The organism is Dolichospermum sp. DET69 (genome assembly GCA_017355425.1).
In the GTDB taxonomy this organism is placed as follows: Bacteria; Cyanobacteriota; Cyanobacteriia; order Cyanobacteriales; family Nostocaceae; genus Dolichospermum.
Genome location: CP070233.1, coordinates 3,226,264 through 3,240,627, shown reverse-complemented (window position 1 = coordinate 3,240,627; position 14,364 = coordinate 3,226,264). Strand labels below are relative to the sequence as shown.

The 14,364-nt window shown below is 36.0% G+C and carries 7 protein-coding genes and 2 pseudogenes; 5 read left to right on the top strand and 4 right to left on the bottom strand.

Translation table 11 applies throughout. The annotated features are described in order from the left end of the window. Nucleotides 1-28: 28 nt before the first annotated feature. The 3 genes from EZY12_14815 to EZY12_14805 form a co-directional block, all read right to left on the bottom strand. The gene (locus EZY12_14815) at nucleotides 29-814 is read right to left on the bottom strand and encodes an ATP-binding cassette domain-containing protein (GenBank protein QSX66112.1); all 786 of its coding nucleotides are present in this window, start codon (nucleotides 812-814) and stop codon (nucleotides 29-31) included. 79 nt (nucleotides 815-893) lie between these two features. Beyond that, nucleotides 894-1,865 (bottom strand): phosphate/phosphite/phosphonate ABC transporter substrate-binding protein, encoded by a 972-nt coding sequence (locus tag EZY12_14810; GenBank protein QSX66111.1) that lies wholly within the window; start codon nucleotides 1,863-1,865, stop codon nucleotides 894-896. An 894-nt stretch (nucleotides 1,866-2,759) separates the two neighbouring features. Beyond that, nucleotides 2,760-6,080, bottom strand: a complete 3,321-nt coding sequence (locus EZY12_14805; protein QSX66110.1) for a hypothetical protein — start codon at nucleotides 6,078-6,080, stop codon at nucleotides 2,760-2,762. Between the two features lie 605 nt (nucleotides 6,081-6,685). Between EZY12_14805 and EZY12_14800 the strand changes: the two are divergent. From EZY12_14800 to EZY12_14790, 3 genes and pseudogenes are all read left to right on the top strand, one after another. Further along, nucleotides 6,686-6,823: pseudogene (locus tag EZY12_14800) on the top strand (transposase). A 736-nt stretch (nucleotides 6,824-7,559) separates the two neighbouring features. Next, a pseudogene (locus EZY12_14795) lies at nucleotides 7,560-7,697 on the top strand (transposase). Between the two features lie 80 nt (nucleotides 7,698-7,777). Further along, a complete protein-coding gene (locus EZY12_14790; GenBank protein ID QSX66109.1) occupies nucleotides 7,778-11,311 on the top strand; it encodes a WD40 repeat domain-containing protein in 3,534 nt (1,177 codons plus the stop codon). Nucleotides 11,312-11,729: 418 nt separating this feature from the next. Here the strand turns inward: EZY12_14790 and EZY12_14785 are convergent, their stop codons facing one another. Continuing rightward, a complete protein-coding gene (locus tag EZY12_14785; GenBank protein ID QSX70679.1) occupies nucleotides 11,730-12,227 on the bottom strand; it encodes a pentapeptide repeat-containing protein in 498 nt (165 codons plus the stop codon). 413 nt (nucleotides 12,228-12,640) lie between these two features. Here EZY12_14785 and gcvT point away from each other — a divergent pair, with 413 nt between their 5' ends. Next, nucleotides 12,641-13,777: a glycine cleavage system aminomethyltransferase GcvT gene (gene gcvT / locus EZY12_14780; GenBank protein ID QSX66108.1), complete on the top strand. Its 1,137-nt coding sequence runs from the start codon at nucleotides 12,641-12,643 to the stop codon at nucleotides 13,775-13,777. Nucleotides 13,778-13,858: 81 nt separating this feature from the next. Beyond that, nucleotides 13,859-14,248 carry a glycine cleavage system protein GcvH gene (gene gcvH, locus EZY12_14775; protein QSX66107.1) on the top strand — a complete coding sequence of 130 codons (390 nt, stop codon included), beginning with the start codon at nucleotides 13,859-13,861 and terminating at the stop codon, nucleotides 14,246-14,248. Nucleotides 14,249-14,364: the final 116 nt, after the last annotated feature.

Here is a 14,364-nt window from a genome sequence, read left to right as displayed (position 1 = left end):
TAATGACTAAATATAAAGCTGATATTTCTTAATTAATAGCTGATGAAAATTGTGCTTGTAAATTTTCACATTTACCATCATAAATTACTTTGCCATTATCTAAAATAATCGCTCTTTGAGCGTATTCTGTAGCTAATGCTAAATCATGTAAAACGGTAATAATAGTTAACCCTTGTTGATGCAGTTGGGCTAAAGTTGCCATTACTTGTTGTGAGGCTACAACATCTAAACCTGTGGTGGGTTCATCGGCTAAAAGTATTTGTGGACATTGCATTAATGCTCTAGCGATCGCTACTTTCTGTTGTTGTCCACCGCTTAATTGACCAGTTTTTTGATATACCTGTTCTTTTAAACCTAATTGTGTTAGTAATTCTAAAGCTAATATGCGATCGCGTTGTGGAAATCCGAATAAAGTTTGTCCCGTCTTTCTAGCTCCCAATCTTCCACACAAAACATTATCAATTGCTGATAATTGACGAATTAATCCCCCTCCCTGAAATAACATTCCTACATCTCGACGGATTTGGGATAAGTTTTGATCACTTACAGAAACACCATTAATTTTAATTTCTCCCTTAATTAAGGGAACTAAACCAACAAGGGATTTTAATAATGTGGATTTACCTGCCCCATTTAATCCTAACAACGCTACAAATTCACCTTGATTAATTTGGCAACTAATATTATTTAATATAGGACGCTGTAAGGATGAAATATAACCTGTTTCTAAATGACAACATTCAATAAAATTCACGTTACTTTGAGATAATTTGGATAAATGATAATTTTTATGTGCTACTTGATCAATAGTCATGGCTAATGGGAATATGATAATTTTTGTTCTATCCTGCTCCCCTCCTCGCTTGCGGGGAGGGGTTGGGGGTGGGGTTATATTATTCCATTCCCACGTTTTTCAAAGCTTCTCGCACTGGTTTAAGATGACGATCATGATCAACTCTTACCAATTCTGTAGAATTATATAAACTAGTTAGTAATTGATTATTGTCTGATTTATTTAACTTTAATAAAGCATTAATCAGCTTTTCTCTAATAATAACTGGGACATCATCATCAATCACAATCCCATGAGCAGGAACACCAGAAATTTTATGTAATATCCTCACCTTATCTCTATTCTCAGCCGCAAGATAGGGAGGAAAAAGAGCATATTCTGATACTACAGCCACATCAGCTTGACCTCTAACTACAGCGTCCAAAGCTTTGCTATAATTTCCCCCATAACTAACTTTACTAAAGAAAGCATCTAAGCGATCGCGGTTAGGCACAAAACCCTGTTTTACTAACTCACTCACTGGAAAAATAAACCCAGAACCAGAGGTAGGAGAAGTAAAAGCAATAGTTTTTCCTCTGAGTTGTTCTAAAGTTGCTTTCGGAGAATTTTTACTTTTTAATTGGCTATTATTGGGAACAACAAAAATAGAATTATAAGTATACCTACCAGAGTAATTTTTGCGAACTTCAGCCAAATATAACCGAGAATTTGCTAATTGTTCAGCCTTTAAAGCTGGACGGCTACTTAAAAACGCTACATCAGCCCGATTTGCTCTTAATGCTTCTACTGCCGCTGTTTCATCACCTACCTGCGCTTTAACAGGTATCCCTAACTCCTTGGATAAAAAAGCAGCTACATTATTAGCTTTATTTTGCAAGTCAGTAGAATCAGCACGACTAGGAAAAACTATAGTTAAAGGTTGCATTTTTTGAGCAACTAAACGTGGTGCTGGTTGATTTTTTAAAGGGTTAGCTATGGCTATTTGCATAGAACCCAAACCACTCAAAGCCATTCCCGTCAAGGCTAACAATCCGCCACCAACACCCCAAAAGCTTTTTTTACTCACTACCATTTTTTTTACTCCAATAAGAATTATTTTCAACACTTTTGCAAATTATTTGCAATTAACTCCGTTAAAAACTATAGACTTTTTAAGAATAGAAGTCAATAAGCAAAGCAAAATTTTTTTACCCTGACTTTCCGTACTTCATTATGTAATATGCGTAAGGTTCCAAAATCTCATTAAAAATAGTTAAATAAATAACATAAATTACCAATAAATTTAAGTATTAATATGTAATATAATGGCTATTATTAGAAATAATTCTGGAAAAGGGAGTGGATTTCTCATAGGTGTCCCCATTCCAGCTAAGAGAACTCCACAAAAAAGCGAACTGCTTGCAGCATCGCTTCGCTATCGCAAAACTATAATCTAATAATATGCTCTTAGTTTTATCCTAGATGCTATTTATCAGATATATTATTCATAATGGCTATATGATAAGCTTGAATTATATAAAATCAATAATACTTTTGATATTTATAAGTTTTAGCAATTGCCTTTAGATTGTCTTAATAATTAATTGAGAATCTTTTCTATTTATTAACGAGGTTGCTATACTTTCAGCGATTTGCTATAATTTCAGAGAATTTCATAGTTGGGTTATTATTGTCAATTTTAGATCTTTCAGAAGATGTTAGTCTCAAACCCTTTATTGACAGTAGTTTCAGAAATTAATTTCCCAGGCTAATACAAAACTTTACAAATTAATAGCTATTCCCTCAACAATTTTAGCCATGAATTTGCTCAGAAATGATCTAATTTGAGCGATCGCAAAAATTCACTATTGACAAATTGACAAAGAAGTGATATGCAATCGCATCAACTACAGGATGGTTTAATACTGATGTAGAGACATTTCATGAAACATCTCTACAACGTGGTTTGCCTAAAGGATACCAGAAGCTACGCTAAGGTAGTTGTAAAGTTATTGAGTCCTAAAGTACCAGTTAAACCTGTCACCTCAATGATGGCATCAGTAGTTGCACCAAATCCTGCGGTAGCATCATTAATAGCCACAAAGGTACGGCTACCAAAGGAGAATTGAGCGGCAGCGTTAGCTGTAAAAGCAGTAGTAGTTAACTTAGCTGCAATTTCATTTGTATCAAGTGTTGCCACAATTCCCGCATTAGAGAATCCGCTGCGGGCAGTGGAAACGCGGAATAAATCATTACTAGCATTGAAGTTAGTGATAACATCAAAGTTGCTGAAGACAGAATTAGCTTTATCTACAACATAAGTATTACCACTAGTACCTCCCTTTAAAGTATTTCCGCCAGAGAGAATAAAAGTATTTTTACCACTTCCACCCTCAAAAGTGTTACTACTACCGCCGGAAAAGAATAAATTTGTACCGATACCACCCTTAATAATGTTTTGCTTACCGAAGCTAAGAACCACATTAAATCCCGCACCAGCATCGATTATATTTGACTCACCGCCAGCAAATATAAAGTCGTTTCCACCACCACCAAATACTACATTCGATTTACCAGCAGCAAAGATTAGGTCGTTACCATCATCTGCGTAAACATAGTTGGATTTACCAGCAGCAAAGATTCGGTCGTTACCATCATCCCCGTAAACATAGTTGGATTCACCAATGGCGACAATCACATCATTTCCAGCGCCCGCCCAAAATTTATTGGTTTTACCACCAGCTAATAGCCAATCATCTCCATCATCTCCAGTGACTGTGTTGCTCTCGCCAATACCGATGACAATATCATTACCAGCGCCCGCCCAAAATTTATTGGTTTTACCACCAGCTAATAGCCAATCATCTCCATCATCTCCAGTGACTGTGTTGCTCTCGCCAATACCGATGACAATATCATTACCAGCATTGCCATTAAATGTATTGGTTTTACCACCGGCAAATAAGAGATCATTATCATCACCGCCATATAGTTTGTTAGCTTCACCTAACCCGATAACGACATCTTTTCCAGCATCACCACGTACTGTATTGAATTGGCCAAGTCCAACAACTATATCTGTGCCATCACCAGCTTCAACGCGGTTGTTTTTCCCGGCGGTAACTATGGTGTCATCATCACTACCACCAAATACGGTGTTAACTTCACCAGCAGCAAAGATTAGGTCATTACCTGCATCACCGTAGATATAATTATTCTGTCCTGCGCCTAAAACCACGTCATTCCCTATACCACTGTATAGATAATTAGTTTTTCCGGCGCTGACCAGAATATCATCTCCCAATCCAGCATTAGCAAAGTTTGACTGACCACCAGTAACTAAGAAATCACCATTATTTTTCAGGAAATTAAAATTATAGCGAGATGAGTTGGGGAAAAATTGGTTAAAGTCGGGGAGTTTAAAGTCGGGGAGTTGTTTTAGCGTAGGCAGGTTAACCAGTGGTGATAAGTCAAAGTTGGGAACAGAAAAACTGGGTAGAGAAAAACTGGGTAGAGAAAAGTCTGGTAAAGATAGATTGGGTAAAGGTAGATTGGGTAAAGATAGATTGGGTAAAGAAAAACTGGGTAGAGAAATATTCGGCAAAGAAAGACTGGGTAGAGAAATATTCGGAATGTCAATATCTACCACCGGAAGGTAAAAGCTAGGTAAGGATAAGCTGGGTAGAGAAATATTCGGTAGAGAAATATTCGGTAAAGATGGAGAAGAAGGAAAACCAAACTCTGGTAGAGAGAAATTAAAATCGGGAACTGAGAAATTAAAATCAAAGTCGAAGCTTAATGGAATTACAGCATTAATATCAGGAGTTTTAATTTTGTCTAAACTAAAATCAACTAGGTCATCACCAAAGGCGTAGTTACTCTGGCCACCTGTAATAATGATATCTGAACCAAGACCACCTATAGAGGCATTGTTTTTCCCAAGAGTGACCATAAAATCATCTCCAGATACCTGTCCGGTGACATCTGCATTACCAGCATTTTTCCAATTAATTCCTGGATCAATTTTATCTGTCTTGGCTTGAGAACCTGCGCTGCTAGATTCACTAGACTTGAAACCACCGAGGTTGATGCCACCCAGCACAGAGTCACCAAAGGCAATATTACCCTGACCAGCAGCAACTGTAATGTCATTGCTACCACCACCAACAATGGCATTGTATTGACCGACGGCAACAATTTTGTCCGTACTGTTACCCCAAGAAGTGAGGACATTGTACTGTGCTGCACTGATGATCGTAGAACTACCATCTCCTACTTTGGTAATCAGGTTTCCTCTACCAAGAGCAATTAAAGTATCATTGCCATTACCAACCTTGGTCAGAACATTACCATAACCACCAGCAATCATCGTTGCATTACCACTGCCAACTTTGGTGAGAACATTTAAACCGCCTGCGGCATACATTTTGTCATTACCATTACTAGTGCTAACAAAAACGTTACCGCCAAGTCCCACACCCAACATTTCATTATTACCACCGGAACTATAGATGACATTAGCGCCACCGTATGCTTGTATATTGTCGTCCCCCCCTCCAGAGATAACGACGTTGAGTCCACCACCGACAATAATTTCGTCGTTTCCAGAACCACTGTTAACAACATTTACGCCACCGTATGCTTGAACATCGTTGTCACCATTACCAGCATTGACAACATTTGCAAGACCACCAGCAATAATGCGATCGCTACCACTGCCGGCATTAATTACGTTAGCACCACCATAAGCTTCAATGTCGTCGTCAAGCCCATCATCATTAGCATAAATTACGTTAGCACCACCATAAGCATCAATGATGTCGTAGCCCTGGCCTGCATAAATAAAATTGACACCACCAGTAGCTAAGATAGTATCATTTCCCGATCCACCATAGAGCGAGTTGTTAACCCCGACAGCTTCAATGTTGTCGTCACCATCGTCACCATAGACTTCATTGGAGCCGCCATAAGCTTTTATCTCATCTTCGCCCGCACCGCCGGAAATTTTATTAGAAAGTCCGTAAGCCTCAATGTAGTCATTACCATCACGACCATAGAGGTTAGAAACGCCTGAATAAGAGAAAATCTTGTCATCACCATCACCACCATCTAGTTTGACTTTAACAGCATAAGCCTTGAGAGTGTCATTACCGCCGTTCCCGTAAGCTTCACCACCACCGGAAATTGTTAAATTATCGTCTCCAGCACCACCATACTGGTAAAAAGGGTTAATGGCATTATTAATGTCTTGAGTTACATTATCAACTGTCTTTGTAACTGTTTTACGTATTTTTTTGAAGATACCCATTTGTTTCCTTTCCTTATGTCTGAGTGCTATAATCTATTTACTAGAGTATGATGTAAGTGAAATTATGTAAGTGTATAAAGGTTACTTAAATTTCTAAAAAGGTTACTTTTTGAGGAAAATTATCATCAAAAACTACTGGCTGATTTTACAAGAGATGAAAGTATTAAATTCCGATGAAATAGAAGGATTAGGATTAGTTATAGAGATCCAGAAAGATTCAGAATAACTATTAGTAGATGGTTTGAAGAAGTAGCAGGCTATTTTGACCATACAGCAGTTTTCGCTCTTATGAGGTACATCTTAGCCCCCTATCGAAGAGCGGGGAGGGGGTTGGGGGCTGACAAGTGTAGGTTTTTTACATTGTCTTGAGGACAAGACTTGGTGGACAAGGTAGACAAGGTGACAAGGGAGGAAAACCGTACAAATAAATGTATAATTAGTAACAAAATAACCCATGAATTGAGTATTTTGTGGATAAAATCCTCCTTGTCTACTTTCCTTCCTTGTCTTCCCGGTCTGGCCTTTACAGAGAATATTAAAAACCTACACCTGTCAGGGGGTTGGGGGTGGGGTTCTTGTACCTCATAACACAAAGGAAGTGCTGTAAGACATCTAATGGCGCTGTTGAAGGAATTAATAACAAACTCAAATTAATTAAACGGCTCGGTTATAGATTTCGGAATTTTGAAAATTTCCGAGTTCGTGCCTTACTACCTTGGTATTTCAATCCTATTTCTCCATAAAGGGAGCGGTAGAACCAAATTTTTTCTCTTTGCCCTATTACCGACTGGTAACTTAGTATAATAAGTACCTAAGAGCCTATATGTTATTAATCAATGATTTTGGACAAGTTATTAATTATCTGAAAACTATCATTTTTCCTTTCCTTATGCCTGAGTGCTATAATCTATTTACTAGAGTAAAATATAAGTGAAATTACGTAGATGTATAAAGGTTACTTAAATTTCTCAAAAGGTTACTTTTTAAGGAAAATTATCATCAAAAACTACTGGCTGATTTTACAAGAGATGAAAGTATTAAATTCCGATGAAATAGAAGGATTAGGATTAGTTATAGAGATCCAGAAAGATTCAGAATAACTATTAGTAGATGGTTTGAAGAAGTAGCAGGCTATTTTGACCATACAGCAGTTTTCGCTCTTATGAGGTACATCTTAGCCCCCTATCGAAGAGCGGGGAGGGGGTTGGGGGCTGACAAGTGTAGGTTTTTTACATTGTCTTGAGGACAAGACTTGGTGGACAAGGTAGACAAGGTGACAAGGGAGGAAAACCGTACAAATAAATGTATAATTAGTAACAAAATAACCCATGAATTGAGTATTTTGTGGATAAAATCCTCCTTGTCTACTTTCCTTCCTTGTCTTCCCGGTCTGGCCTTTACAGAGAATATTAAAAACCTACACCTGTCAGGGGGTTGGGGGTGGGGTTCTTGTACCTCATAACACAAAGGAAGTGCTGTAAGACATCTAATGGCGCTGTTGAAGGAATTAATAACAAACTCAAATTAATTAAACGGCTCGGTTATAGATTTCGGAATTTTGAAAATTTCCGAGTTCGTGCCTTACTACCTTGGTATTTCAATCCTATTTCTCCATAAAGGGAGCGGTAGAACCAAATTTTTTCTCTTTGCCCTATTACCGACTGGTAACTTAGTATAATAAGTACCTAAGAGCCTATATGTTATTAATCAATGATTTTGGACAAGTTATTAATTATCTGAAAACTATCATTCCTCCAGATAGTTTAACTCCAGTGATGGAATTAATTTTAAAAGAAGTTTTATTAGAAAAGAGTTATTCTGAAATTGCTGAAGAAATTAGTTATGATGCTAATTATATTAAGCGGGTTGCTGCGGAATTATGGCAATTATTATCCCAATATCTCGATACTAAAATTACCAAAAAGAATTTTCGCACGATTATTACAGAAAAATATCAAGCGGAAATTAACCAAAGTCAAAAAATACATCAGAAAATAAAAATTATAGATTGGAATGCTTGTCCAATTTTAAAGAACTTTTATGGTAGAGATGAAGAAATCAAACAACTTAAAGATGTAATTTTTCATCATGATAATCGTTTAATTAATTTATTAGGGCTGGGCGGTATTGGTAAAACTGCTTTAAGTGTTAAGTTTGCTCAACAATATCAAGAAGATTTTGAAGTAATAATTTGGCGATCGCTGCGTAATGCACCTCCTTTAAATACCTTAATAACTGATCTAGTTACTGTTATTTCACAATCAGAAAATTTACAAGGATCAATTGAAGATTTATTAATTTTTCTTCAAGATCATCGTTGTTTAATCTTATTAGATAATTTTGAGACAATTTTAGAATCAGGAAAAATTGGTTATTATCGTTCAGGCTTTAAAAATTATGGTAATTTAATTCACTTTTTAGGAGAGTCTGATCATCAAAGTCGTATTATTATTACTAGCAGAGAAAAATTTCCCGAAGTTCATTATGTAGAAAGAAAAGAAACTAAGGTAAAAAGTATTATTGTCCAAGGTTCTTTAGAAGCATCTTTAAGTATTTTAGAAGCCAGAAATATTCAGGGAACTTTAGAAGATAAACAATATTTAACCAATCTATATGATAATAGTCCCCTAGCTATTAAAATTATAGCAACTTCAATTCAAGATTTATTTAATGGTGATATTCAAACATTTTTAGTAGAGAAAACTTTTATTTTTAATGGGCTAAATCGTTTATTAGATGAACAATTTACCTGTCTTAGCACTGAGGAAAAAACGATTATGAATTGGTTAGCTATTAATCGAGAATTAACATCTATTCAAGAATTGGAACAAGATATTTTTCCGCCTATTACTAAGTCAAAATTATTACAGAGTTTAGAATCTTTAATTGGGCGATTGCTCATCGAACAAAAAGAAGGAAAATATACTCAACAAGCTGTAATTATGGAATATGTATTAGATAATTTAATTAATAAAATTTATCAAGAATTAATTGATTTAAAAATAGATTTATTTGGTAAATATTCCCTGAATAAAACCACTGTTAAAGAATATTTAAGAGAAACGCAAAGAAGATTAATTATTCAGCCATTAGTTAATATGTTAAAACAGACTTTTCCTGTTAAAATTAGTCTGCAAAAACATTTACAAAATATTCTCCATCAATTAAGAAATTCAGTAATGGCAAATTATGGAGTAGGCAATTTAATTAATATTTATAATAGTCTAAAATTACCTCTTAAAGACTATGATTTTTCAGAATTACCGATTTGGCAAACCGACTTATCACAAATATCAGTAAAAGGAGTTAATTTTAGTTATGCAGACTTTAAAAATGTGAAATTTCTCCAAAATCTTGCCCTGGTTTTAAAAGTAGCTTATCATCCCCAAGGTGAGATTATAGCAAATTCTGATATTCAAAAGATCATTCATTTATGGCGAGTTAGTGATGGACAAACAATCTTAAAATTAATTGGACATCAATATTTGATCTGGGATTTTAAATTTAGTGCTGATGGTAAATTATTAGTTAGTGCTTCCAATGATCAAACTGTAAAAGTTTGGGATATAAATACAGGTAATTGTCTAGCTAATTATGAATTAAAAAAAGATAAACCTAATGCAGTTACTATTAGTAAAGATAATAAAATAATTATTATTGGTACAAGTGCAAATTATTTAGAATTGTGGTATTGGCAGGAAAATCAACATCAGATTTTAAAAGGTCATCAAGGAGCAATTAATAGTTTACAATTGAGTGGCGATGAAAAATATTTATTTACTGCTAGTTCAGATCATACAATTAAACAATGGGATTTAGCTGAAGGTAAATGTATTAAAACTTTTGAAAGTCATGTCACTGGCGTAAAAAAATTATCAATTACTAAGGATGATCAATTTCTTTTAAGTGTTAGTTTTAATGGTAAATTAAAAATGTGGTCAATAAAAAGTGGTCAATGTTTGTACACTGTAGGAAATCAAACATTAATGATTTTTACAGCTACTTTTGATCCCACTGGTAAATCTTTTGTCACAGCTTCAGGATCAATTCTGACGATTTGGGATACGATTACTGGAAGCATTTTAAAACATTTAACAAAACAAAAAGGAACAGTTAATTCCCTAGATTATAGTCCTGATGGTAAAACATTAATTACAGGTTCACACAATGAATGTATCATTTTTGTAGATGTGGAAAGTGGTCATCATTTAAAAATTTTATCTGGTTATAGTAATCATATTTGGGCATTATCTATTAACCAAAATAATGTATTAGCCAGTGGTGGTACTGATAGTAAAATTAGATTATGGTCTGTAGAAAAAGCCTCTCTTTTACGAGAATTAAATGCCCATAAAGGGTCTATTCATGTGCTTCAATGGCATCCCGATGGTAGAATTTTAGCTAGTTGTAGCAGCGATAGCACTATTAAATTTTGGGATGGTATAACAGGAGAATGCTTACAAATCTTGTCAACTCCTATAGATGTAATTTTTTCTATTTCATGGCATCCCCAAGGAGATTTATTGGCGATAGCTGGGATAGGAAATAAAGTTTATTTTTGGCAATATACCACTAATCAATATCATCATGAATTAGAAATACAAACTACTGAAATTATGAAATTAGTTTGGTCAAATGATGGTAATTTATTAGCCATAGATACCAGAACAGGTCAAATTTTTCTTTATGATCTCTCACAAAATTGTTTAGATAAAATTTTTCAAAGGGAAAAATCTAATATTAATGATGTCAGGAATGGTTTAAATTTCAGTCAAGATCATGCTTATCTCGCTTTTAGTAGTGATGATGCTAAAGTGGAAATTTTGCATTTAGAAAGTAATACTTTTCTTGCTTCTTTAAAAGGACATTCTGTTCAACTTGTAGGTCTAATTTTTATGAAACAAGATCAACTAATAGTTACTATTAGTTTGGATAGTACAGTGAGAATCTGGGAATTATTATCAGGAAAATGTCTCCATATTTTAACTGATCATCAAGCACCTGTTACTAGTTTAACTATCGTGAATGAAGATACTTTTGCCACAGGTAGTGCTGATAGTACCATTAGAATTTGGGATGTGAATATGGCAAAATGTATACAAGTATTAACCAGCGATCGCCCCTACGAAGGTATGAATGTTTATGAAGCTACTGGTTTAACCTCATCCCAATTAGAAACATTGACAGGTTTGGGTGCGATCGCACATTCCACATTTCCAGAATTAGCATAATTGACACTCTCACCGTCTTTAGACACTGAGATTCTTTAATCAATGAGCCAACTTACAATTGCTGGATTACTCCAACAAAAACAGAGGTCGATTCTCCTAAAGCGTTAATGACCGTATCCCTACCGTACTCGATTTTTGTATTTCATTTTTCACCAAATTTAGCTTTCCTAAACTGCAATACTGTTAGGTATGACTACGCACTCAACCAAATTAGTTAAGTTTTTACGTTGTTTAGTTATACTTAAATTATGGAACTTTCAAAAGTATATCACACCTACTGTTACTAGTCAACGAGTTAGGCTAAATATTTTCGCCCGTGTCGCTTATATCTCAGCACTAAAGTGACTGAGCTTTACGCTTACCGAGTAATCTTGTAAACTTAACGCCCCTTCTGATTAATGAAGGGGATATGGGGTTTTTACTTACATCCTAAAGATTGACGAGTATCTATACCTGTTTTAGGATTTACACCACTGGCATTAATACAGAGTTTTTTTACCTGTACCAGATCTAAAATTGCATTGGTAAAATCAGCATTGGTCACATTAACCTGATCAAAGATCGAACGTAACATCATGGCATCTGTAAAGATTGCATCACTTAAATCAGAATCTTTGAATTTTGATAAATAAGCAATACCTTGGCCAAAATCTACACCGTGAAAATTAACGCCATCTAATAAAACACCGTTAAATACAGCACCGCGTAAATCAGCATTGTTAAAGTTAGTATTCTCTAACTTCTCACTTGTAAACTCAATCCCAACTAAATTTTGTCCAGAAAAATCCTGTCCAATTTCTCCCTTACGCAAAAGAGAATTAGTCACACTGGAAGAACTTGCAGCTTGCGCTGATAAGGGGAACACAAACAACACTAGGGCTAAAATCATACTAGCCAATATTAGGGGATACTTCATCATCTTTGCTTAATAAATCTCAACAATTCTACCAGAAGAATACGGTGGGGCTGGGGTCCACATCTCTTCAGAGCGTGGAGGAAAGCCCACAGGAGCGAATTTATTCGCTTACAAATATTATCCGTGATGTGGATCATTAATGTATCTCTGAATAGTATCCGAGCTAATGTTTCCAGCCGTCGAAAAGTAGGGGCGTATTGCAATACGCCCCTACTGTCTAATCTGTAGCAATACGCCCCTACTGTTTAATCTTTAACAATACGCCCCTACTGTTTAATCTTTATTGCAGAGAGTGTCAATATTAATCATTAAACCGCAGGAGGGGACAGAAGTAATTCTCTGCTAAATTAGCCGCTATCTCGTAGGATAGATAAATGTTGAGGTGCAATCCCACTAAATACCAATAACCATCTGTGGCTAATCAAGAAAATATTACCCCCTCTCTAGCGCGAACCCCTTTATATCAAATGGGTGTAGAACTCAAAGCCAAATTTACCAGCTTTGGAGGCTGGGAAATGCCCATACAATATAGCAGTATCACGCAAGAACACCATGCTGTGAGAAATACCGCTGGAATGTTCGATATTTCTCACATGGGCAAATTTACCCTTCAAGGTAAAAACCTGATTTCCCAACTTGAGTATTTAGTTCCTTCCGATTTGAGTCGTTTACAACCCGGACAAGCGCAATATACCGTCTTACTAAACCCTCAAGGCGGAATTATTGACGACATAATTATTTACTACCAAAGCACAGACAGAAATGATACGCAAAAGTTAGTAATTATTGTTAACGCTTCAACTACCGATAAAGATAAAACATGGCTACTAGCACATCTTGATCCTGATGTAGTCCAATTTCAAGACCTTTCACAGGATAAAATCTTAATTGCTGTTCAAGGACCAACAGCTACTAATCATCTCCAATCCTTAGTAACAAGTGATTTATCACCCATTAAGGCTTTCGGGCATTTAGAAACGACTATTTTCGGAAAACACGCATTCCTCGCCCGGACAGGGTACACTGGCGAAGATGGTTTTGAGGTGATGGTAGATTCATCAGTAGGGATAAACTTGTGGCAAGCCCTATATAGTGTTGGTGTTGTTCCTTGCGGACTTGGTTGTCGAGATACTTTGCGTTTAGAAGCTGCAATGGCACTTTATGGGCAAGATATTGACGATAGCACCACACCTCTAGAGGCTGGTTTAAGTTGGCTAGTACATTTAGATACTAAAGGTGATTTTATTGGTCGGGAAGTTTTAACACAGCAAAAAGCCCAGGGAATACCTCGTAAACTCGTAGGTTTACAAACACAAGGACGAAATATTGCCCGTCACGGCTACTCTGTATTATCATCAGATAAAGTTGTAGGAGAAGTAACAAGTGGTACTCTCTCACCTACACTTAGTTATCCCATAGCCTTAGCTTATGTTCCCACCCAGTTAGCAACCCTCAAGCAGCAGCTAGATGTGGAAATTCGCGGCAAAGCTTACCCCGCTGTAGTTGTGAAACGCCCATTTTATCGCTCTAAGAATCGTGTTACTAATTGATAACCTTTGTGGTTTTTGAGGAATAATTTGTTTTAGGTTAATCTTGTAACACTATTTTTTTAACGTAGAAGAGAAAGTGATATGTCTTTTGAATATCCCCAGGATTTGCGCTACTTAGATTCTCATGAATATGTTCGTCTAGATGGCGACATTGCTACTATCGGTATTTCTGAATTTGCTGTTGATCAATTAGGTGATATTGTCTTTTTGGAATTGCCAGAAATTAGTGATGCTATTAATTTAGGAGACAAATTTGGCACAGTTGAATCAGTAAAAGCCGTAGAAGAACTGAAGTCACCAATCAGCGGTACAGTTATAGAAAGGAATGAATCCTTAATTAACGATCCTGAACAAATAGCTGATGATCCCTATCGTGACGGTTGGTTAATTAAGGTACGTATTAATGATGCTGCTGAAATAGAGGACGCTATGACAGCAGATGAATATCGGGCTTTGGTAGAGGGTGAATAAATAACTTAACATTCATAAAACCTCGCGGTAAGTGGGAAACGAGCGTGTCTTTAGACCTGAGAGGGAAGCGACACGTAGCAAGATCCCGAAGAGTGCGAATTTATTCGCCATGTTCT

What these genes read in the sequence shown, in the direction of transcription:
- EZY12_14815 (QSX66112.1), bottom strand. Translation starts at nt 814, where the DNA reads ATGACTATTGATCAAGTAGCACATAAAAATTATCATTTATCCAAATTA.
- EZY12_14810 (QSX66111.1), bottom strand. Translation starts at nt 1,865, where the DNA reads ATGGTAGTGAGTAAAAAAAGCTTTTGGGGTGTTGGTGGCGGATTGTTA.
- EZY12_14785 (QSX70679.1), bottom strand. Translation starts at nt 12,227, where the DNA reads ATGAAGTATCCCCTAATATTGGCTAGTATGATTTTAGCCCTAGTGTTG.
- gcvH (QSX66107.1), top strand. Translation starts at nt 13,859, where the DNA reads ATGTCTTTTGAATATCCCCAGGATTTGCGCTACTTAGATTCTCATGAA.
- EZY12_14790 (QSX66109.1), top strand. Translation starts at nt 7,778, where the DNA reads ATGTTATTAATCAATGATTTTGGACAAGTTATTAATTATCTGAAAACT.
- EZY12_14805 (QSX66110.1), bottom strand. Translation starts at nt 6,080, where the DNA reads ATGGGTATCTTCAAAAAAATACGTAAAACAGTTACAAAGACAGTTGAT.